The organism is Vibrio sp. K4, assembly GCF_051122595.1.
Taxonomy (GTDB): domain Bacteria; phylum Pseudomonadota; class Gammaproteobacteria; order Enterobacterales; family Vibrionaceae; genus Vibrio; species Vibrio owensii.
This window is the reverse complement of the sequence record NZ_CP178578.1, coordinates 278,465-300,294: the sequence shown is the minus strand read 5'-3', so window position 1 is coordinate 300,294 and position 21,830 is coordinate 278,465. Positions and strand designations below refer to the sequence as shown.

Below are 21,830 nucleotides of genomic sequence, written 5' to 3'. Positions count from 1 at the left end.
AACTGTATTTGTGCGTATGTCGGTCAGGTGCTTAGCAACTCGGACAAACAACGTATTTGATTTGGGATGGGGTTGCTTGGCGCAGGGAGGTCATGAGGATTGAACCAAACGACGTTTAACCCTGCGTCCATTGCTGGGTAAATGTCTTTTTCTGGTAAGTCGCCAACCATGGTGAGTTGGCTCGGCTCAATGCCCAATTGTTTTGCGACCGTAAGATAAAAATCAGGCTGATTCTTGGCAATACCAAGGTTTGCAAAGCAAAAGTAGCCAGAAAGGTATTGGTCGAGCCCGACTCGTTGAAAGGCTTTTTGCACATCTTCCATCGCGGAATCTGATGCGCTAGTCGCGATATAAACTTGGTGATCTTGTGTGAGTTGAGCCAGAGTCTCTTTGGCTTGAGGAACGGTTTCAACGTGTTCCCAATCGCACATTTTTCCTTGTGCGTGAGGAAAATCGACCATCAAGGTGTTTCCCCAATCGAAAAGATAAATCATGTTCGAATCTCCTTTATTCGTACATCATATCGTCTTTTCGAAAAGGGGAGGAAAGCGTGAAAGATAAATGCGATTCACGTTAGCTTTAACGCTGAAATTCGCTTAAATGCCGTGATCGTTACAAACATTTCATCATAAGACGGGAGTTAGGAACAAAGCCCAGTTTGTCGTAAAACTGCTGCGCGTTGTGGTTAAACTCCATGACTTCCAAGCGGACTTGAGTTGCACCTGACTCGCGTGCCCACTGCTCAACAGCCGTCATCAAGGCTCGACCAACGCCTTTTGACTTCTGATTTTCATCGACAACGATGGTGCCAATGCGGCAAATTGGGTCTTTGATTAAAAAGCTGATGGTTTCATTTTGGGTAATGGTCGCAGTGATAAAGCCAAGTGCTTGTTGACCTTCTTCTGCAATAAGCACCAATCGAGCATCATCGGCCAGCGCATCTGCGAGAAAGGTTTTGTCTTCTTCAGAAGGTGGTACAAAAGTGTGTGGCGCATGACGAAAGTGAAGTTCGCTAATTTGCATGTTTAATACAAAGAGCGCATTGAGATCGTCGGGTGTCGCTGATCTGATTTTCATTACTGTTCCTTAATTTCCGCCAGCTAGATCGATAAACGAACCTGTGACATAAGATGCTTCATCACCGAGTAGCCACGCGATGGCATTGGCCACTTCATCTACCGTGCCTCCTCGCTTAAGAGGGATTTTTTCACTGAGCCTGTCGACTCGATTCGGCTCACCGCCATCGGCATGGATATCGGTATAAATGCAGCCGGGGCGAACCCCGTTTACGCGGATGTTTTGCTCCGCCAACTCTAACGATAATCCCTTGGTGAGCGAGTCCATTGCGCCTTTCGAGGCGGCGTAATCAACGTACTCAAACGGGGCACCAGAGCGAGATGCGGCAGAAGAAACATTAACAATTGCATTGCCAGATTCAAATCGTTTTGCTGCTTCTCTACAACAGAGAAAACAGCTCGTCACATTAGCGTTCATCACGGTTTGGAATCGCTCAAGGCTCATGTCCGCAAGACGAGACTGGGTAAATAAGATGCCCACGTTGTTGACGAGGTGGGTGACTTTTCCCAGTGCTTGTTCGCTTTGTTCAAACAATGAGAGTACCTGCTGCTCATCGGAAACATCCGCTTTGATGGCGATGGCTTTACCGCCAACCTCCTCAATCTCACGAACAACTTGCGCAGCAGCCTTGGTTTGCGCGCGATAGTTAACGCATACGGCATAGCCTTGTTTGGCGAGTAATTTGGCGGTTGCGGCTCCGATGCCTCGGCTTGCGCCTGTGATGATGACTACTTTCTGCAAAACACGTCCTTATTGTTTGTCGTGAATATTATTTTTGTAACGAATAGAGCTTATCCGCGTACTTTTTCCCACCTATTTCATAGGCTTCGGGGATGGTCTCGGTGAGTTTGAAGCCACATTTTTCCAGCACTCGTTCAGAGCCAATATTGCCCTCTGTGACCGTGGCGGAAAACTGAGAAATCTTGTGCTGCTCAAACGCCCACTCAATCACACCGGTAAGGGATTCCGTACCAAACTGTTGGCCATAAAATTCTGGCAGTAACAAATACCCGACTTCAGCAATACCATCTTGCAACACAAAGCCAGTGATGCCGATTGGTCGTGTGCTTTGTTTTTCATAAATCACCAAACATAACCAATGCTCGCTTTGCGGTGTCCATGCAGGTAACCGCGATTCGAACTTTTGGCGCATTTCCTCATCGGTCGGCGGGTCAAAACAAAGCGCGATTATTTGTGGTTCGCTACTCAAGCGGCGATACAGCTCCCAATCACTTTTCGTTAGTGGTTTAAGCTCAGTTCTTGGAGTGGAAATGGGTAGAGATAACACGTTTGAATCGCCTCCATGTGATCGAGTTTTCATACCTCACACAAACATATCAAAAGTGCTTTGATAAACAACATCTATCGTTATGGCGAATAGGTTCGGTCAAGAAAGATTTTTAAGAAAAATGGAATATGCCAAGGAGTCTCTCAATAACGAAAAATAAGTCACCACCTAGGGTGTACGTATGACTCAGATCAATTACCAGATACTACTAAAGAGGTAAATATGCGACAAAGCATGTGAATTTGTGAGTATTTATTTCTAATTATGTCAATTAAAAAACGTTATATCGCCGCAATGGTGGCAGTGGGTATTGGTGTGGGCTGGCTAACTCTAGGTGGCACCGCAGCAGTGATGCATTACACATCCGACACTGAGTTCTGTCTCTCTTGTCACTCTATGGAAATCCCTTACAAAGAGTACCAAGGCTCTGTGCACTTCAGTAACGCCAAAGGTATTCGCGCAGAATGTTCAGACTGTCACATTCCGAAAGAGCCAATGGATTACTTAGTCACTAAGATCCGCGCTTCAAAAGACATCTACCATGAGTTTGTAACGGGTAAGATCGACACGCCAGAGAAGTACGAAGCACACCGTACTGAACTTGCAGAGATGGTTTGGGAGCAGTTCCGTGAAAACGATTCGGCAACCTGTCGTTCTTGTCACGACTTCGATGCAATGGAAGAGTTCGAGCAATCACGTGATGCGGCGAAGATGCACGCATACGGCAAAGCGAATGACCAAACGTGTATCGACTGTCATAAAGGCGTAGCGCACTTCGCTCCAGAAGCGGAGCTTGATAGCAAAGCGTTTGAAACACTGATGAGCTTCACAACCAAGACAGCAGCAGACGCGAAAGTGGTTTACCCAGTGACATCTATCAGCATGGGTGATTTTGGTACAGTGAACCCAACAACCAAACTGAACGTTGTGAAAGCGGAAGGTGACAACCGTACGGTGAAGATCAATGCATTCCAAATGAAAGGCGCAGAGCAAGTGCTTTACATGGGTGAAGGTCAACGCGCGATTGTTGCAACACTATCTGAACAAGGCCAACAAGCAGTTGAAGCTGGCGAGTTCAAAGCAGACGTATACGGCAACGAGTGGCGTCCTGTTTCTCTAACGGCAACGATCGATTCTCCAGTGGTTGATACGCTAGAGCCGGTTTGGTCATACGCAGAAGAGTTGGACAACGTTTACTGTGCAACTTGTCACGCGAAAATTCCTTCAAATCACTTTACTGTGAACGCATGGGGTCCTGTAGCGAAGAGTATGGGTGATCGCACTGATATTTCAGCAGAAAACCTAGAAATTTTGACTAAGTTCTTCCAGCACCACGCGAAAGATGTGGTTGGTCACTAATAGAGAAATAGAAGGATAAGATTATGACTAATTTAACTCGTCGCGGATTTCTAAAAGGCACTGGTCTAACTGCTGGTGCTCTGGCTTTCACTTCATTGACGCCAATGAGCGCGCTAGCGTCTGATAAGCGTGGTTCAGGTGTACTTACAGCGGGTCGCATGGGCCCAATGCTGTGTGAAGTAAAAGACGGTAAGCTGGTTTCAACCACAAACGCATTGCCACAAACGGTACCAAACAGTCTTCAAACTACGGGCCCTGACCAAGTTCATACTAAAGCTCGTGTTAAGTACCCAATGGTACGTAAAGGCTACTTGGCAAACCCATCTGCGCCAGAAGGCGTGCGTGGTAGTGATGAATTCGTTCGCGTGTCTTGGGATGAAGTTTACAAACTGATTCACGAACAACACATGCGCATTCGTAAAGAGCACGGTGCTGAATCTGTGTTTGCTGGGTCTTACGGTTGGCGTTCAAGTGGTGTGTTGCACAAAGCACAAACGCTTCTACAACGTTACATGAGCATGGCGGGCGGTTACTCAGGTCACCTTGGTGACTACTCTACAGGTGCTGCACAGGTGATCATGCCGCACGTGGTAGGTTCTATTGAAGTTTACGAACAGCAAACGACTTACCCTGTGGTTCTTGAGCACAGTGACGTTGTGGTGCTTTGGGGTCTTAACCCAATCAACACACTGAAAATCGCTTGGAGCTCAACAGACTGTGCGGGCCTTGAGTTCTTCCATCAGCTTAAGAAGTCAGGTAAGACGGTTATCGCTATCGATCCAATGCGTTCAGAAACCATCGAGTTCTTCGGTGACAACGCACAGTGGATTGCTCCGCATCCAATGACGGACGTGGCGATGATGATGGGTATCGCGCATACGCTTGTCAAACAAGGTAAGCACGACAAAGAATTCCTAGCAAAATACACCACAGGCTACGACGTATTCGAAGCTTACCTAATGGGTAAAGAAGACGGCGTTGAGAAATCTGCAGAGTGGGCATCTAAGATTTGTGGCGTGCCAGTTAAGCAACTTGAGCTGCTAGCAGACATCTTCAGCAAAAACCGCACAATGCTAATGGCGGGCTGGGGTATGCAGCGTCAGCAATACGGTGAGCAACGTCACTGGATGCTGGTAACGCTAGCAACCATGCTGGGTCAAGTTGGTCTACCGGGTGGTGGTTTTGGTTTCTCTTACCACTACTCAAACGGCGGTAACCCTTCACGTGATGCGGGTGTACTTCCTGCTATTTCTGCGTCTCTAGGCGGCGGTTCTTCTGCAGGTAATGACTGGGCGGTTTCAGGTTCTGTTAACGCGTTCCCAGTGGCACGTATTGTTGAAGCACTAGAAAACCCAGGCATGAGCTACCACCACAATGGTCATGAGTTAACGTTCCCTGAGATCAAGATGATTTGGTGGGCAGGCGGTGCGAACTTTACTCACCACCAAGACACTAACCGTCTTATCAAAGCGTGGCAAAAACCAGAGCTTATCGTTATCTCTGAACCATACTGGACAGCGGCAGCGAAGCACGCGGATATTGTTCTACCTATCACCACATCGTTCGAGCGTAACGATATGACCATGACAGGTGACTACAGTAACCAACACCTAGTGCCGATGAAGCAAGTGGTTGAGCCTCAAGGTGAAGCTCGTAACGACTTCGATGTATTCGCGGACATGGCAGAATTGCTTGCTCCGGGTGGTCGTGATGTTTACACCGAAGGCAAGACTGAAATGGAATGGTTGTACGGCTTCTACAAAGCGGCTCAGCAAGGCGGTCGTGGCCAACGCATCGCAATGCCAAACTTCAGCAAGTTCTGGGAAGATAACCAGTTGATCGAAATGAAGTGGAACGAGAAGAACGCGCAGTTCGTTCGTTACGCTGAATTCCGTGAAAACCCAATTATGAGCCCACTAGGTACGCCAAGTGGTAAGTTCGAGATCTTCTCTAAGACGATTGAAGGTTACCAGCTAGAAGACTGTCCTCCACACCCAACATGGATGGAGCCAACAGAGTACACGGGTAATGCAACGGATGGTGAACTTCAGCTAATGACAGCGCACGCGGCGCATCGTCTACACAGCCAGTTCAACTACGCGAAGATTCGTGAAGAGTACGCGATTGCTGACCGTGAGCCGATTTCTATCCACCCAGAAGACGCAAAAGCGCGTGGTATTAAGACCGGCGATCTTGTTCGTGCCTTCAACGGCCGTGGTCAAGTTCTGGTTGGTGCATTGGTTACCGATGGCATCAAGCAAGGCTCAGTATGTATCCACGAAGGTGGCTGGCCAGATCTAGACCCGAAAACAGGCACCTGTAAAAACGGTGGTTGTAACGTTCTAACGCTCGATATTCCAACCTCTCGCCTTGCGAACGGTTGTGCGGCGAACTCTGCATTGGTTCGTATCGAGAAGTACGAAGGCCCAGTGCTAGAGCTAACAGCATTCACACCGCCTAAGAACGGTTAAGCTCAGTCAGAACCTGAGATACAAAACTAAAGAAGCCAGCTATACGCTGGCTTCTTTGTATTTATTTCTCAACTTTCAACAGAGTCTTATTAAGACAAAATCAAACAATAAGCCATCTAATTTCCGCTAATAAACTGAGTTGCAGTCTGGGCAATTAAAATAAAACCATTAAGTGAAGATGACTTGGGCAATAAATTTTTTGTCTTCAGTACGGTGAGTAAATTGCCAATTCATCCGCTCACAAATTCGCTCAATAATGATCAATCCATATCCGTACCCCGAACTATTTTCATTATTGGCTTCAAATTGATTTCTGACTTGTAAGCGGTGGTCATTCAGATCAATGAAGACATCACCAGAGCTATAGCTGAATGCATTTTTAACTAGGTTGTTGATGACGATTGATATGAAGCTCTTTGGCGCAAACAAGTAAATATTGCCTTGCTGCTGAAAGTGGTGCTGAGCGCCTTCTTTAATAAACAGTGTTCCAACTTCTTCGAGTTGCTTTTCGATACACTTTGCCAAATCGACCTGCTCAAAATGACGTGAGTTTATCTCTTCCTTTCCTAGTAACAGGAACACTTCGGTCAATACTCTCATGTCTTCACAAGCTCTTTGCGTACGTTGAATTGACTTGAGTGCAACGCGCGGCAGATCCGATACTCGATTCAAGATATCGGCAGATCCTTTTATGACCATGATTGGCGTTCGGAGCTCATGAGAAGCGAAGCGGTTGAACTCTTGTTCGCGCTGAAAGTTATGCGCGATGTTCTTCTTACCATCAACAAGGGCTTGCTCAATATAACGTGTTTCACTAAAGCGGGTTTCCACTTCAAAACCTTCGTACTGGGGTGGCATGCGGTCTATTTTGTTAACGATCACGTTGAGTGGGCGGGAGAGAATACGAACAATGTGAATGCCATACAGAAACATCACTAAACAAAGGATGGCAATGGAATAAAGCGTAAAGTGATGCAAAGCGCTCTCGTACTCATCCCTAAACTCATCAGAATCGCCTTTGAATACAATGTACATCAGCCCTTTTCCTGAAGGGTGATGGAACACACCGAAGCTCTTTTCATCGGAGCGCACTTCTTGGCCATAAAACCCCAACTGAGTGTGAATCGCAAGCCATTCAGGCACATGCGTTAACGACCAGTAGAAATCAAATACCAAAGAGTTTGGTGGAGGTGCGAGGTGCTGAAGCTGTTGGTAGTTGTGTAAATACAGCTCTGCTTCTTTTTCTAACCAATGGTTTAAGCTCAGAGACTCAAACCTACTTTCGGCGATGTAAATAATCGTCCAAAAAAACAGGGCAATAATGAATGCCATCCTAGTAAAACTCCAACGTATTTTGGCGTAAATACTGGGGGCTTCTTTATGAACCGGTTTGATTATTGCCCTAATATCCATAAATTTGTCCTTGTCGAAAAATAGAAAGAGTATGCGGAAATAATTCGTTCATCCTCACAGGGATATCACACCCATTGAATGTCCGTTATTTATTTTCTTCACGAATGCTTCACGCGTTCTCAAATAACATGGCTCTATGAACAAAATATGAAAATGACTTTCCAGATCCAAAGCGGAGGGAAGGGAAGTGTTTTCAGTGATTGGATTTTTAATGGATTACTTTTGTTGAAGGGAATGCGTATGAAAGTAGCGATAACTTATGTGAGCTGCCAAGTGTGTCGAACACAGTTTATGGCGTATAAACAAGGCGCTTTTGAAATGAACTTGTTATATCAGGTTCATTGCAGTAACTCAGAATGCAAGCACCAATGGCAGTTTACGGTTTTGTCTGCGTTGATCGCGAATCAAGTTCCAAGTGGTGTTGTGCAAGCACAAGAGTGCTACTCATTAGCCTCTGATTTGGATGTCGCGTAAATAACAAAACGCCCGACGCATAGTGTCTTATGGTCGGGCGTTTTTGTATTTCTAGAGCTGAATATGCTTGAATGGAGTATGTCTCGTTACGACTTAGCGAGAGTCACAAAAGGCATTTTCTTGGTGACTTGGAATGCTGGCAGCAAAGTAAACACGATGGCGACAAATACCACTGAACCAACCAAATCCTCAATTCTGTGCATACCGAGCCACAAGCGACTGTACGCTACGCCCATTGCCCACACCCATAAGGTAGCAGCAGAGATATAGCACTTGTTCTGCAAAAATAACCCACCAAAGAAGGCTAAACAGATAGAAACGAAAATCGTATGCCCCGATGGGAAGGAATAGTCTTTTTCACCTTGCCAGTGACGAGTGCGCCATTCACTGACTTTTTCGGAGATCTCACCAATCACACTCGCTTGCTGAGCGGTTTCTAGTTGATAAAACGCTTCTGGGTGCTCAATCAATTGCTCTGCGGCAAGCAGTTCGGTGTAGGGACGCGGGCTTTCTGTCATCAACTTTAAGCCTGTTTTGCTGGCAAAACCAATCACCAGTAACAATCCCAGCATGGACAGTTTTTGCATCCAGTCAGATTGGCTCGGCTTGAAGCGGTAAAGCGATAACACCAACAGCGTTAGAGTGATCAAAAAGCCTTTACTGCCCGCAGAATCGGTTAGCAGAGTAAAGAGAATGCCAGTGCCGTCAGAAACGTGAGAAGTAAGGTCGTGATACGAGGCAAACAGCGAAAGTGGGATGATGCCAAGAATGAACAAGGCGAGCATCATCAAACCGTATTTTTTAGTTTTCATGAAAAGTCATACAGCAGTCGAAAATAGGCGGCTATCTTACGACAGTCGATGTGAAAAACTTATCAACGCTCTGTCAATTCGGTCTTGAAAGTGACATCGCAAGTCTTCGTTGTGAAAGGAGGGACTGTTGAAAGTTTTGAGAGGCGAACGCGCTCATCCATAAGCGCTTTGTTCTGGCGTGAATAAGGTTAGCTCATCAACCCTAACAGATATTCCGATGCGGCTTTTGGATCTTCTGCGTGGCAAATCGCTGAAACCAAAGCTAAGCCATGAACACCAGTGGCGCTAAGCTGCGGAATGTTACTTTCGTTAATGCCGCCAATGGCAACAATCGGTAGTGAAGTTGTCTCTAACGCCATCTTCAAACCATCAATACCCCAATGTTTTTTGGTGTTGGTTTTGGTCGGCGTCGCGAATATCGCGCTCAAACCGATGTAATCAATCGGCAGAGAGTCCGCTTCCGCTAACTGCTCTTCATTTTCGATGGATAAGCCGAGGATTTTGTTTGGTCCAATCAACTCACGAGCAATGGTTGCTGGCATGTCTGATTGCCCGAGGTGGACACCATCAGCATCGACAGCCAGTGCGACATCTACGCGATCATTGATGATCAAAGGCACATCGGTATCTTTAAGGATGTCTTTCACGGCTTGAGCCCGTTCGATAAACGCACGCACATCGCCGTGTTTTTCGCGAACTTGTACCATGGTCACGCCACCTTCCACGGCTTTTCTCACAACACGCTTTAGTGTGGCTAAATCTTGTTGGTCATCGGTGACCAAATATAAACGATAGACGTTCATTTTGTTTCCTTTGGGCCTCTCATCTAGATGAAATGAGAGGCCGATATTTGTTAGAGAAAAGCTTAGCTCACTTGGAGTTTTAGGCGTTTTGCCAGCGTTTCTTCATCCAACTGGTAAAGCTCATCCAACAGGTTCATTTGCAGGCTACCTGGGCCGCGAGCTTGTTCCGCTGCAATCTCGCCAACAACGCCTAGTACCGCCGCTGCAGCAAGTCCGGTATCATCACCAACAGCAGCAAAAGCGCCTGTTAGAGCCGTTAATGTACAGCCCATTCCGGTTACGTATGGCATCATCTCGTGACCATTGTTCAGTTGCACGGTTTGTTCCTTCGTGACGATGTAATCAGTCTCGCCAGAAATCACCACACTTGCACCATACTCTGCGACTAAGAAGTTCGCTGCGCCAAGTGCTGCGTCGCTGCTGTCTAACGCATCGACGCCTTTGCTTTGTGCTTGCTCGCCAGCGAGTGCAATGATTTCTGAGGCGTTACCACGAATGATCAACTTGTCTGCAAGGCGTGCGATCTCACGTGATGTCTCGGTACGTAATGAGCTTGCTCCACAACCGACGGGGTCGAGTACAACGATTTTACCATTGGCATTGGCTTGCTCTACGGCATAGCTCATACGCGGTGTCCAAACGCTATCTAGGGTACCGATGTTGATAACCAGTGCGCCCGCGAACGACATCATCTCTGCCATTTCCTGCTTGGAGTGCGCCATTATTGGAGAAGCGCCGATAGCCAATAGCGCGTTTGCCGTGTTGTTCATCACCACGTAGTTAGTGATGTTGACGACTAACGGCTTTTGCTGGCGCACTGCGGTTAATGCTTGGGTGATTTGTTCAATTAACATGAAACTCTCCAATTAATCTTGCTGAGCGTTCAGACCTTGTTGCCAGAATGCCACTTCCATACGCGTTGCAGTTTTGAATACCTGAATCAGGTTTTGACCGCGTTGGCTGTTGATGTCGATTTCCGCCAATAACTGGTTAAAGTGTTCTGCACCTTTTGCGACACCAGATTGGAACTCTTCACCACCGTAGAGGTTGATCCAACTTGCGTATGGGTTGCCTTCGATTACTGTCTTTTCATCTTCAATCAGCATCTTACCGATAACGGCATAACCGATAGAGCAAGGAGCAAGTGCTGCGTAAAGATCAACAAGATCGCCCGTCATGCCAGCATCCAATACGTAGCGGGTGTAAGCCACAGTGCCGAAATCTTCTGGCTCGTTTTCTAGGTCGGATTCTGTCAGTCCCCATTGCTCACAGTAAGTCACGTGGTGGGCGATTTCAGAATCGAGCAATGCATGTACGCTTGGGAGCGCGCGGCGCATGTCATCCAAAGTACGCGCTTTGTAGATCGCTAATGCGTAAGCTCGTGCGTACTGTTTTAGGAAAAGAAAATCCTGCTTTAGGTAATGCAGAAAACAAGGCTGAGCCAGAGTGCCTTTCGCCAATTGCTGCACGAAATCATGCTCAGTGTATTCTTGCCAATCTTGGCGGCAAGCGTCGATCAAATCTTGATATTTCATTATGGGTATCTCGTTATCAAAAGACCCTAGGCTTAGATCCTAAGGTCAGTAGAATTAGTCAAAGCTCGGTACGTAATCTTTCGCTTTTGGCAGTGTTTCGATGATTTTTTGTGAATACATGAATTCGGCATAATCATCGTAGCGTTTCAGATCCACTGCAGATGGACGAAGAGCGAAACGAGTTAGCGTGTCGTTCCAAGCGCGTTGGTTAAGCTCGTTGTTGAGTGTGTCTGGTGAATAAGCCACAAACTCTTTCCACGACTCTTTTGGATGGTTAACGATGTAAGTGGTCGCTTGCTCTAGTGCTTTGTTGAATGCCTTGATGGCTTCTTTGTCGTAGGTTTTTGCATTGGCTACGAAGACTAACTCGTCATACGCTGGTACTCCGTGTTCTTCAGGGAAGAAGGCTTTAGCTTTATAACCTTCTAGTTCCAGTTGGTTGGTTTCGAAGTTACGTAGACCGCCCCAAATCGCATCCACTTTGCCAGATGCAAGAGACGAAGACAGCGCCCAACCTACGTTGATGATTTGTACGTCAGAAAACTTCACGTTCTCTTGCGCAAGCATGGTGCCGATTGTCGCTTCTTCGTTGCCTGCGATCGCAATACCGATCTTCTTACCTTTTAAGTCGCCAAGGTTTTCATTCTTACCGTTGTCCAACACCATCAGCGTGTTGAGTGGCGTAGCAATCAAAGTCGCAGAGCGGATTAGTGGCAAACCAGCCGCGACATCGATAGTTAGGCTCGGTTGGTATGAAATCGCCATGTCGACTTTACCCGCCGCGACCAACTTAGGTGGTGTACTTGGATCTGCAGGCTCTTGAATGTTGACCTTCAAACCTTGTTCTTTGAAGTAACCGCGCTCTTTGGCAATCACGATAGGACCATGGTTTGGATTGACGAACCAATCCAACATCAGTGTCATCTCTTTTTCAGCTGCAAGCACGTTGGTTGATACCACTGAAGCGAGTAGAGCAACAGCGCTCATAAGTTTGTTTTTATTCACGGGGTTCTTCCTTTTCTTTCCCAATTTTCTTTGGTTATTTTCTGTAATTACTTGCTTTCCCAAGGGATGGCTTTTTTCAACAATTTATCGGTGATGAAGTAGAGTGAGATAGACAGCACTGCGAGGATAAACAGCGCCGCAAACATCTCATCAATGATCATGCGAGCGTTAGCTTGGAGCATCAGATAACCCAAGCCTTCACTTGAACCTACCCACTCACCGACCACTGCTCCAATTGGCGCAATAACGACGGCAACACGAATACCTGAAGCTAAAGTTGGTAGGGCGGCTGGCAATTGAATATGACGAAGTAACTGCCATTTAGACGCGCCCATGGTCTTGGCAAGGTCGAGGTAACCTGTTGGCGTATTGCGCAAACCGTCGTAGCAACATGTCGTGACGGGGAAAAAGATGATGATCGCCGCCATGACGACTTTCGATGCAATGCCGTAACCCAGCCAAAGCATGAGCACTGGCGCTATGGCGAACACAGGGATCGCTTGGCTAGCAATCAGAATTGGCAGTAACCAACGCTTCAGCGGCTCGAACATCAGCATTTGCAATGCGAACAGCAAACCCATTGATAATCCAAGCGCCAAGCCAAGTAAAATCTCTTGCGCGGTAACCCAAGTATGTTTGAGCAGGACATCGTAACGAGTGACCAATCTATCCAGCACTTCAATTGGTGAAGGTAAGATGAAGCTTGGCATGTCGAATACCACAACAACCAACTGCCACAATCCCAAGATCACTGCAGTGCTGATGACCAATCGTAGAGCCGGATGGGTCACGCGTTCTTTTTTACTAATGCGTGCCGAAACGGAGTTGTACTGAGTCATATCACTCATAGTCTTTCTCCAGTTGATCCAAAATCGCTTGTTGTAGCGCTGCGCACTCTCCATCGAGAACTCGTGGCGGCTTGGAATCCGGAACGACCAAGTGCTGAGCTTGCGCAGGCGTGCCTTGCAGTACATAAAGTTGGTGAGCTAATCGCACCGCTTCTTGTGGATCGTGGGTAATCAGAACAACCGTCTTATCTTTCAATAATTCGGCAGACAAGGTTTGCAACTTATGGCGAGTAACCGCGTCCAGTGCAGAGAAAGGTTCATCCATCAGAACCAGAGGTTTGTCTTGCATCAGAGTACGAGCAAGGGCAACGCGTTGTCTCATGCCCCCAGAGAGCTGAGCTGGCTTAGCATCCGTGTAATCGGCGAGTCCTACTTGGTTTAGTAAAGTCAGTGCGCGTTGTTTATTTTGCTCTGGTGATTGGTCTTGAGAAAATCGAGAACTGAGGCAGACGTTGTCTAACACATTTAGCCATGGTAGCAACAAGTCTTGTTGTGCCATGTAGGCAATACGTTTGTGTAGGGCGATGCCATCCGTGGTGGTTAATTCACCATGCCATTCGACTTTGTCGTCTAACAACCCCGCTAGATAACGAAGGATCGTCGTTTTTCCGCAACCACTGCGGCCAAGTAACACAGTCCATTGATTAGCAGGGATAGTCATACTCAACCCTGCTAATGTTGGTGTTTGGCTGTCTTTGTATTGCAGACTTGCTTCGGTAAGCTGAATGCCGAGTGCATTAGCGCACATGCGTGTGACCTGCAAAAAAATGGTTCACAGGGCCATGACCTTTACCGACATCCAATTCGTCAGCGTGCGCGATAGCTTGGCTGATGTACTGCTTACTAAGGTGTACCGCTTTGTGCAGATTGTTGCCTTGGCCAAGGTAAGACGCGATAGCAGAAGACAGCGTGCAGCCTGTGCCATGGGTGTTTTTGGTTGGAAAGCGTTTAGCGCTGATTAACTCGGCGCTGTCTTGCATGATCAGCAGATCGTTGCTGTTTTCGTCTTCCTCTAAGTGGCCGCCTTTTAACAGCACCGCTTTTGCCCCCAATGCGCGCAAGTCAGCAATCATATCGTTCATTTCAGATTCTGATTGAGGCACTGCCTTACCCGTCAATGCTGCGCCTTCGGGTAGGTTAGGGGTAATGATGTCTGCAAGCGGAATCAATTCTTCTTTTAAAGTGCTGATTGCCGACTGTTCCAGTAATAGATCACCGCTGGTGGCCACCATTACAGGGTCAATCACGAGGTGTTTTGGCTGGTATTGTTTAATTTTGTTGGCAACAACTTTGATGATGTTGGAATCTGCCAGCATGCCTACTTTGACTGCAACGATGTTGAGGTCGGTAAATACCGCATCGAGTTGGCTCTCTACATGGTCGAGAGGAATGGGGAAAATCGCAGAAACGCCTTGGGTATTTTGCGAAGTAATCGCCGTGATTACCGAGCAAGCAAAACTGCCGGTTGCGGACATTGCTTTGATGTCGGCTTGAATGCCTGCGCCGCCGCCACTATCAGAACCTGCAATCGTCAACACAATCGGTGTGTCTGTTGAAGTTGCTGCTTGTGGATGTGTTGATGGTTTTTCTTGGCTTGACTGCTGCGCCATGGTCGCTCCTATTACAGACGTAAAGGAACTGACTTAGCCATTGAAGATCGGTGTATGGATCCGTTGAGGCTAGCTGCGTCGATACAGACTTGAAGCAGGCTAGTGGCAAAGTGATGATAGTTCCCTACGTCAGTGCTAACTGAATCAGGTTCAACGGGTCTCGAATTTCGATCTCAGCCGACGCATTCACTGCATGGGCCCCCCGACTATTTCGTCAAGATAATAGCAGTTCACTCAGTTACGGTGCACGTGTTTTTTCCGGCCAAGAGGGGGCAATCGATTAAATATGAGACTTGAGAGCAGTAACGAGAGAACAGAAATTAGTGTAAATAACGTGCTGCATTGAAACTGGCAGTTCAAGACACTATCTAATAGTGAGATGTCGACATAATACGTAACGAATCGTTCTTTGATTTAGCAAGGATTAGCATAAAACAAGGTTAAAAAAGTGTTAATATTTAATGCATTGCCAATATACTTTTGAGTCATCCAATTTAGGTTGTGACTGTTATAAACAGAGTCTAACTCAAAGGTGGGGAAGGCTAGGACGATCAACGAGCAAGGAGATTTCATGCTTAATTCTGTAACAGCGAAAGCGGTGATCGATCATGCCCTCTTTTTAGGGGCTGATTTCGCTGAGCTATTCGTTGAACACCATCAAACCAACACTGTCCAGATCGCATCTGGTGAGGTGGATAAGGTGAACTCGGGTATCGATTTTGGTATCGGTATTCGTCTCTTCTTCGGTCATAAAGTGCTTTACGGTTACACCAACAGTACAGATGAAACCGAACTTAAACGCGTAACCTCACTGCTTGCTGCAAAAGACAAGCGTGAGCAAATCGCGTCAGCAGGTTCTCTCAATCTGAACCGCTACCCAATTCAACATGGTTGTCGTATGCCACTTGGCAAAGACGCTAACCTAGATTCTAAAATTGCTTTCCTGTTGCAAGTTGACCAAGCCGCACGTGCAGAGAGTGAACATATCAGCCAGTTCATCGGCAGCGTGCTTCAGCGCGAACAACAAGTGTCTATCTTCAACTCAGAAGGTCTACACGTTGACGATACTCGTCACTACATCCGAGTTGCTGGTAATACTGTTGCGCAAAAAGGTAATGAGCAGTCTTCTGGTATGGAAGGCCCTGGCGCTCTTGCTGGCTGGGAGTTCAGTGAACAGCTTGATGCCAAAGAGCTAGGTCAAACTATCGCGCAGCAAGCGTTGGTCAAACTTGGCGCGGATGCGTGCCCATCGGGTGAAATGCCAGTAGTGATTGGTAACGGTTTTGGCGGAGTAATTTTCCATGAAGCTTGTGGCCACTTGCTAGAAACCACTTCGGTTGCGAAAAAAGCTTCAGTATTCCACGACAAGATGGGCGAAATGGTTGCTCACACCGCAGTGAATGCAGTCGATGATGGCACCATGACCAACGAATGGGGCTCGATTCATGTTGATGACGAAGGCATGAAGACTCAGCGCACCCAATTGATCAAAGACGGTAAGCTAACCAGCTTTATGGTCGATAAAATGGGTGGCATGAAGACAGGTTACGAACCTACGGGTTCTGGTCGTCGTCAAAACTACAAGTTTGCACCAACCTCGCGTATGCGTAACACCTTTATCGAAGAAGGCGAGCACTCACTTGATGACATGCTGGCAGGCATCGAACGTGGTATCTATGCGAAGAAGATGGGCGGCGGCTCGGTTCAACCGGGTACGGGGGAATTCAACTTTGCCGTTCGTGAGGCTTACCTCATTGAAAATGGCAAAATCACCAAGCCTCTTAAAACAGCAACGCTGATCAGCACGGGTCCAAAAGTGTTGAAAGAAATCAGCATGGTCGGCAAAGACATGGCGCTTGCGCCGGGCATGTGTGGTTCAGTAAGTGGTTCAGTACCAACAACAGTCGGTCAGCCAACGCTGAAAGTAGATAACATTCTGGTAGGAGGCGGTAACTAATGAGCCAAGAAAAACAACTTCTTAATGCGGTTGATTACGTCCTATCAGAAGCAAAACGCCAAGGCGCAGAAGCGGACGTCATTGTAAACCGCAACAGCAGCTTTTCTCTGAAAGCGAACCAAGGAAAGCTGGATGAGTACAAAGTAAGCTCAAGCCAAGTTCTGGGTGTTCGTGTTGTGAAAGATGCGCGCGTTGCAACAAGCTATTCTGAGTCGTTAGAGCAACCAAGCTTAGATTTGATGCTGACTAACGCGCTGCAAAGCGCTCGCTTTTCCAAGCAAGATGAACATCAGACCATTAGTTGCGTGAACAGCCACATCGCGACTGATGTTGCTGAGATTGCGCAAGAAGATACAACTTCTGTTGACGAAAAAATCGAACTGTCTCTCGCTCTTGAGCAAGGCGTAGTGGCTCTACCTCACGCTTCTAGCGCACCTTACAATGGTTACAGCGATGGCGAAACACAACTAATCATTGCCAATACTCAAGGCACATTGTGTCAACACTTCGAGCGCTCGTTCACTTGTTACGCGTATACCTTGTTTGAAAAAGACGGCAAACAGTCAATGGCGGGCAGAATGTCACTTGGTCGCCGTTTTGATGAGTTGAATCCAGCTTACTGTATCGAAGGTGGCTACAACCTTGCTCGTGATCTTCTGGAAGGCGCTCCGGTTGCGACAGGTAACTACCCTGCTATTTTCCACATCAATGCGCTAGCAAGTTTATTCGGTGCTTTCGGCAGTGCTTTCTCTGGCGTAAGCGCGATGAAAGGCATTACGCCACTGGGTGACAAGCTTGGTCAACGTGTTGCGAGTGATTTGATTACCTTTACTGATACGGCTTACATGCCAAATGGTATGGCAATCGCAAGTTTTGATAGTGAAGGCTTTGCTACTCAAGACAATGTGATGATTGCTAATGGTGAGTTGAAAACCTTGTTACACAACAGCCAGACTGCAAGTTACTTGGGCGCAGTCTCGACAGCAAGTGCCGCTCGCGGTGCAAAATCGAGCTTAGATGTATCAGCAAATCACAAAGTGATTGCGACAGGTAACAGCAGTGCATCAGAAGTAAAAGCGGGTGAGTACCTAGAGTTAGTCGAACTTCAAGGTGTCCATTCTGGTGCGGATGCAGTGAGTGGTGATTTCTCATTTGGTGCAAGTGGCTTCTTGTGCCGTGATGGTGAGCGCATTCAACCAGTGCGTGGTATCACTGTAGCGGGTAACTTCTACAAGATGCTGCAAGAAGTTGAGGCTGTGGGTGATACTCAGTTAATTAACGATAGCCGCACTTTCTTCTCGCCAGACGTTCGGTTTGCACGCTTGAGCATTGGTGGTAAGTAAACTTAGCATTCCTATAGAAACAAAAAGAGGACTCAAGGGAGTCCTCTTTCTTTTATAGAGTGATTAACTCCCGAGAATTAAAATTCGCGAATGTCCAACTCATTGTGGATCAATACCACACACTGAGAAGCGAAAAGCATCTTAGGACCTAAGCTGATCTTCTCTGTGCCAAGGCGCTTCAAGCTGTTAAAAGACTTCTTCGGCATCGGAATATGGTCAGTTAGCAAGAAACATGGGTTTCCACCGATTTCTGCATCACGAACAAATTCGCCTTTTTTATCCAACATATATAGTTGGTGATCTTCTGCCAGTTCTTGCACTAGTCGTTCAAAACTGACGGTACGAACGGTGATACCAGGTTCGACTTCACGAAGTTGCTCTTTGCCCATACCAACCGAAGCATCCAAAGCGCGAGCCACTGCTGCAATCAAGGTTGACTCATGGAAGCCACCAATGTTGGTGATGTCGTTAGAGCGAATAGTAATGGTGCGTGAGAAATCTTTTGTGCTTTCTAAAACCAAGTGAACAACCACATCTTCACGGTGTGATTGAGCAACGAACATAGTGTTCATCATGGTATGAGCAAGAATCTCTGTATGCGCTTCATTACCAACACCTTCTAACAGTGCTTTGCTGGTGGTTGGCGCCGCGCGAGCTCGTAAAACAAAAGAGCGCATGAATTTAGCCTCTATATAGGAAGAGTGAATGCGCGGAAGTATATACCCAAGCAGGGAAGGGATGCGAGTTTAATAGCAAATGTGAACTTACTTACAAAGCTTCGATTGTCGTGCGGAGTGTGCTGGTTAGAATAGAGGCAACCTGTTAGGAGCGGTATATGGAAATCAAAAAAATAAACAAACAAGTCTATAGAAAGAAGGTCAACCTAGTGATTGGTGGCTTTGTTGCCTTGCTTGCTATCTCTTCTCTTGCTTTTAGTACGCTATTGATCGTTTTGTTCGGTAATACAGATGTAGTACCTGAACAGTCGACGGGGAACTTTCACTGGAACTTGATTGGTGTTGTGCTTGCCTTAGCTACTTCACTGTCTTTGTTAAACCAATTCAAAACACGCCCTTATATGGAAGAAGTGTTGTATGTCTGGAAACTCAAGCAGCTGCACAACAAGATCTTTCGCAAACTGAAAAGCATTAAAGCCGCTTCTGCTGAGCACGATGTAAAAGCGCTGACGATACTTAAGTTCTACTATACGACTCAAAGTCAGGTGTTTGAGTTAGACAACAACACATTGACGATGAGCAGTGTAAATAAAGAATTAGAGACAATTGAGCAAATAGAAGCAGCGAAGTCACTGGATCTTGATATTACAAACTTTGAAGAGTCTTGGATTGACACATATTGATTGCCTATTTGCTACGTTAAGTTAACAACTAAGTGTTAAAAATAAGCGTTTGAGTGAGATTTCATCACTCGACGCTTTTTTTTAAAGTTTTTTCTAAAAAAGGGTTGCCAAGAAAAATCATCTCCCTATAATGCGCCTCCGTTGTCAGGGTAAAGCGGAAACGCAAAAGCAGTTGGCAATGAGGCGAAAGAAAAGCTTCTAAAAATTAATTTGAAAAAGTGTTTGACACTAAGAATTAATTCCTTAGAATACGCCTCCGCTTCGATAGCAAAGCTTACGAAGCAAGCTCTTTAACAATATAGACCTATCAATCTGTGTGGGCACTCGTTGATGATAATCCAATTAGAAGCTTCGGTTTCAAATTAGGTTTCAATGATACGAAGTGACCATTGAATCGAAAGATTCAGCACAGTCAATTCAAACATTACTTATGTAATGTTCAGTATTCATTGAGCCAAACAAAATCTTAAATTGAAGAGTTTGATCATGGCTCAGATTGAACGCTGGCGGCAGGCCTAACACATGCAAGTCGAGCGGAAACGAGTTATCTGAACCTTCGGGGGACGATAACGGCGTCGAGCGGCGGACGGGTGAGTAATGCCTAGGAAATTGCCCTGATGTGGGGGATAACCATTGGAAACGATGGCTAATACCGCATAATGCCTACGGGCCAAAGAGGGGGACCTTCGGGCCTCTCGCGTCAGGATATGCCTAGGTGGGATTAGCTAGTTGGTGAGGTAATGGCTCACCAAGGCGACGATCCCTAGCTGGTCTGAGAGGATGATCAGCCACACTGGAACTGAGACACGGTCCAGACTCCTACGGGAGGCAGCAGTGGGGAATATTGCACAATGGGCGCAAGCCTGATGCAGCCATGCCGCGTGTGTGAAGAAGGCCTTCGGGTTGTAAAGCACTTTCAGTCGTGAGGAAGGTAGTGTAGTTAATAGCTGCATTACTTGACGTTAGCGACAGAAGAAGCACCGGCTAACTCCGTGCCAGCAGCCGCGGTAATACGGAGGGTGCGAGCGTTAATCGGAATTACTGGGCGTAAAGCGCATGCAGGTGGTTTGTTAAGTCAGATGTGAAAGCCCGGGGCTCAACCTCGGAATAGCATTTGAAACTGGCAGACTAGAGTACTGTAGAGGGGGGTAGAATTTCAGGTGTAGCGGTGAAATGCGTAGAGATCTGAAGGAATACCGGTGGCGAAGGCGGCCCCCTGGACAGATACTGACACTCAGATGCGAAAGCGTGGGGAGCAAACAGGATTAGATACCCTGGTAGTCCACGCCGTAAACGATGTCTACTTGGAGGTTGTGGCCTTGAGCCGTGGCTTTCGGAGCTAACGCGTTAAGTAGACCGCCTGGGGAGTACGGTCGCAAGATTAAAACTCAAATGAATTGACGGGGGCCCGCACAAGCGGTGGAGCATGTGGTTTAATTCGATGCAACGCGAAGAACCTTACCTACTCTTGACATCCAGAGAACTTTCCAGAGATGGATTGGTGCCTTCGGGAACTCTGAGACAGGTGCTGCATGGCTGTCGTCAGCTCGTGTTGTGAAATGTTGGGTTAAGTCCCGCAACGAGCGCAACCCTTATCCTTGTTTGCCAGCGAGTAATGTCGGGAACTCCAGGGAGACTGCCGGTGATAAACCGGAGGAAGGTGGGGACGACGTCAAGTCATCATGGCCCTTACGAGTAGGGCTACACACGTGCTACAATGGCGCATACAGAGGGCAGCAAGCTAGCGATAGTGAGCGAATCCCAAAAAGTGCGTCGTAGTCCGGATTGGAGTCTGCAACTCGACTCCATGAAGTCGGAATCGCTAGTAATCGTGGATCAGAATGCCACGGTGAATACGTTCCCGGGCCTTGTACACACCGCCCGTCACACCATGGGAGTGGGCTGCAAAAGAAGTAGGTAGTTTAACCTTCGGGAGGACGCTTACCACTTTGTGGTTCATGACTGGGGTGAAGTCGTAACAAGGTAGCGCTAGGGGAACCTGGCGCTGGATCACCTCCTTAAACGATGATTACTCACGATGAGTGTCCACACAGATTGATACGGTTTATAAGTAAAAGAGACGAAGATATCCCAATATCTTCAATCCAGTGTCCCGTTCGTCTAGAGGCCTAGGACACCGCCCTTTCACGGCGGTAACAGGGGTTCGACTCCCCTACGGGATACCATTGGGTCGTTAGCTCAGTTGGTAGAGCAGTTGACTTTTAATCAATTGGTCGCAGGTTCGAATCCTGCACGACCCACCATTCTTTAAGAATGACTCTCAAGATGGGGCTATAGCTCAGCTGGGAGAGCGCCTGCCTTGCACGCAGGAGGTCTGCGGTTCGATCCCGCATAGCTCCACCATTCTTGACGTCTACCACAAGACGAAAAACTTATGTGGGCGATTAGCTCAGTTGGGAGAGCACCTGCCTTACAAGCAGGGGGTCACTGGTTCGAGCCCGGTATCGCCCACCA

20 protein-coding genes, 4 tRNA genes, 1 rRNA gene and 1 riboswitch are annotated in these 21,830 nt (G+C 47.1%); of the genes, 11 read left to right on the top strand and 14 right to left on the bottom strand.

The genetic code is table 11. The features are described 5' to 3' along the window. Window positions 1-23: 23 nt before the first annotated feature. The 4 genes from ACLIIY_RS18865 to ACLIIY_RS18850 form a co-directional block, all read right to left on the bottom strand. Window positions 24-494 (bottom strand): HAD family hydrolase, encoded by a 471-nt coding sequence (locus ACLIIY_RS18865; protein ID WP_434529107.1) that lies wholly within the window; start codon window positions 492-494, stop codon window positions 24-26. A 118-nt stretch (window positions 495-612) separates the two neighbouring features. Continuing rightward, window positions 613-1,077: a GNAT family N-acetyltransferase gene (locus tag ACLIIY_RS18860; RefSeq protein ID WP_434529106.1), complete on the bottom strand. Its 465-nt coding sequence runs from the start codon at window positions 1,075-1,077 to the stop codon at window positions 613-615. Window positions 1,078-1,086: 9 nt separating this feature from the next. After that, the gene (locus ACLIIY_RS18855; RefSeq protein WP_054822563.1) at window positions 1,087-1,818 is read right to left on the bottom strand and encodes an SDR family oxidoreductase; all 732 of its coding nucleotides are present in this window, start codon (window positions 1,816-1,818) and stop codon (window positions 1,087-1,089) included. Between the two features lie 28 nt (window positions 1,819-1,846). After that, on the bottom strand, window positions 1,847-2,398 hold the full coding sequence (locus ACLIIY_RS18850) for a GNAT family N-acetyltransferase (RefSeq protein WP_434529105.1): 552 nt from the start codon (window positions 2,396-2,398) through the stop codon (window positions 1,847-1,849). Between the two features lie 231 nt (window positions 2,399-2,629). On the opposite strand from ACLIIY_RS18850, the gene ACLIIY_RS18845 reads away from it, so the two are divergent. Next, window positions 2,630-3,724, top strand: a complete 1,095-nt coding sequence (locus tag ACLIIY_RS18845; protein WP_009706835.1) for a NapC/NirT family cytochrome c — start codon at window positions 2,630-2,632, stop codon at window positions 3,722-3,724. Between the two features lie 23 nt (window positions 3,725-3,747). Next, on the top strand, window positions 3,748-6,195 hold the full coding sequence (locus tag ACLIIY_RS18840; protein ID WP_434529104.1) for a molybdopterin guanine dinucleotide-containing S/N-oxide reductase: 2,448 nt from the start codon (window positions 3,748-3,750) through the stop codon (window positions 6,193-6,195). Window positions 6,196-6,363: 168 nt separating this feature from the next. Here the strand turns inward: ACLIIY_RS18840 and ACLIIY_RS18835 are convergent, their stop codons facing one another. Beyond that, window positions 6,364-7,527, bottom strand: a complete 1,164-nt coding sequence (locus tag ACLIIY_RS18835) for a sensor histidine kinase (protein ID WP_434529103.1) — start codon at window positions 7,525-7,527, stop codon at window positions 6,364-6,366. A 321-nt stretch (window positions 7,528-7,848) separates the two neighbouring features. On the opposite strand from ACLIIY_RS18835, the gene ACLIIY_RS18830 reads away from it, so the two are divergent. After that, the gene (locus ACLIIY_RS18830) at window positions 7,849-8,082 is read left to right on the top strand and encodes a hypothetical protein (protein ID WP_434529102.1); all 234 of its coding nucleotides are present in this window, start codon (window positions 7,849-7,851) and stop codon (window positions 8,080-8,082) included. An 86-nt stretch (window positions 8,083-8,168) separates the two neighbouring features. On the opposite strand, the gene ACLIIY_RS18825 is transcribed toward ACLIIY_RS18830, so the two are convergent. The 8 genes from ACLIIY_RS18825 to thiD form a co-directional block, all read right to left on the bottom strand. Beyond that, a complete protein-coding gene (locus ACLIIY_RS18825) occupies window positions 8,169-8,894 on the bottom strand; it encodes a phosphatase PAP2 family protein (RefSeq protein WP_045414972.1) in 726 nt (241 codons plus the stop codon). Between the two features lie 188 nt (window positions 8,895-9,082). Further along, on the bottom strand, window positions 9,083-9,697 hold the full coding sequence (gene thiE, locus ACLIIY_RS18820; protein WP_434529101.1) for a thiamine phosphate synthase: 615 nt from the start codon (window positions 9,695-9,697) through the stop codon (window positions 9,083-9,085). Window positions 9,698-9,759: 62 nt separating this feature from the next. Further along, window positions 9,760-10,551, bottom strand: a complete 792-nt coding sequence (gene thiM, locus ACLIIY_RS18815; RefSeq protein ID WP_104040275.1) for a hydroxyethylthiazole kinase — start codon at window positions 10,549-10,551, stop codon at window positions 9,760-9,762. A gap of 12 nt (window positions 10,552-10,563) precedes the next feature. Continuing rightward, a complete protein-coding gene (gene tenA, locus ACLIIY_RS18810) occupies window positions 10,564-11,232 on the bottom strand; it encodes a thiaminase II (RefSeq protein WP_434529100.1) in 669 nt (222 codons plus the stop codon). A gap of 54 nt (window positions 11,233-11,286) precedes the next feature. Next, complete coding sequence (locus ACLIIY_RS18805) at window positions 11,287-12,237, bottom strand: ABC transporter substrate-binding protein (protein WP_434529099.1); 951 nt, start codon at window positions 12,235-12,237, stop codon at window positions 11,287-11,289. Window positions 12,238-12,284: 47 nt separating this feature from the next. Continuing rightward, the gene (locus tag ACLIIY_RS18800; RefSeq protein ID WP_009706843.1) at window positions 12,285-13,085 is read right to left on the bottom strand and encodes an ABC transporter permease; all 801 of its coding nucleotides are present in this window, start codon (window positions 13,083-13,085) and stop codon (window positions 12,285-12,287) included. Next, entirely contained in the window at window positions 13,078-13,833 is a 756-nt protein-coding gene (locus ACLIIY_RS18795) for an ABC transporter ATP-binding protein (RefSeq protein WP_434529098.1), read from the bottom strand. Before ACLIIY_RS18795 ends, ACLIIY_RS18800 begins: the two co-directional genes overlap by 8 nt. Continuing rightward, window positions 13,823-14,695: a bifunctional hydroxymethylpyrimidine kinase/phosphomethylpyrimidine kinase gene (gene thiD / locus ACLIIY_RS18790; RefSeq protein WP_434529097.1), complete on the bottom strand. Its 873-nt coding sequence runs from the start codon at window positions 14,693-14,695 to the stop codon at window positions 13,823-13,825. Before thiD ends, ACLIIY_RS18795 begins: the two co-directional genes overlap by 11 nt. Before the next feature lie 104 nt (window positions 14,696-14,799). Next, window positions 14,800-14,910: riboswitch (TPP riboswitch) on the bottom strand. A gap of 356 nt (window positions 14,911-15,266) precedes the next feature. On the opposite strand from thiD, the gene ACLIIY_RS18785 reads away from it, so the two are divergent. Both ACLIIY_RS18785 and ACLIIY_RS18780 read left to right on the top strand, forming a co-directional pair. After that, a complete protein-coding gene (locus ACLIIY_RS18785) occupies window positions 15,267-16,652 on the top strand; it encodes a TldD/PmbA family protein (protein WP_045485735.1) in 1,386 nt (461 codons plus the stop codon). Then, entirely contained in the window at window positions 16,652-17,995 is a 1,344-nt protein-coding gene (locus ACLIIY_RS18780; protein WP_434529096.1) for a TldD/PmbA family protein, read from the top strand. Before ACLIIY_RS18785 ends, ACLIIY_RS18780 begins: the two co-directional genes overlap by 1 nt. 77 nt (window positions 17,996-18,072) lie before the next feature. On the opposite strand, the gene trmY is transcribed toward ACLIIY_RS18780, so the two are convergent. Then, window positions 18,073-18,672: a tRNA (pseudouridine(54)-N(1))-methyltransferase TrmY gene (gene trmY, locus ACLIIY_RS18775; protein WP_005374282.1), complete on the bottom strand. Its 600-nt coding sequence runs from the start codon at window positions 18,670-18,672 to the stop codon at window positions 18,073-18,075. Between the two features lie 158 nt (window positions 18,673-18,830). On the opposite strand from trmY, the gene ACLIIY_RS18770 reads away from it, so the two are divergent. From ACLIIY_RS18770 to ACLIIY_RS18745, 6 genes are all read left to right on the top strand, one after another. Then, the gene (locus tag ACLIIY_RS18770; RefSeq protein ID WP_009706848.1) at window positions 18,831-19,355 is read left to right on the top strand and encodes a DUF3087 domain-containing protein; all 525 of its coding nucleotides are present in this window, start codon (window positions 18,831-18,833) and stop codon (window positions 19,353-19,355) included. A 468-nt stretch (window positions 19,356-19,823) separates the two neighbouring features. Continuing rightward, window positions 19,824-21,376: ribosomal RNA gene (locus ACLIIY_RS18765) — 16S ribosomal RNA — on the top strand. 89 nt (window positions 21,377-21,465) lie between these two features. Then, window positions 21,466-21,541 (top strand) — tRNA-Glu (locus tag ACLIIY_RS18760). Window positions 21,542-21,543: 2 nt separating this feature from the next. After that, window positions 21,544-21,619: transfer RNA gene (locus ACLIIY_RS18755), tRNA-Lys, on the top strand. 24 nt (window positions 21,620-21,643) lie between these two features. Further along, window positions 21,644-21,719: transfer RNA gene (locus ACLIIY_RS18750), tRNA-Ala, on the top strand. 35 nt (window positions 21,720-21,754) lie between these two features. Continuing rightward, window positions 21,755-21,830 (top strand) — tRNA-Val (locus ACLIIY_RS18745).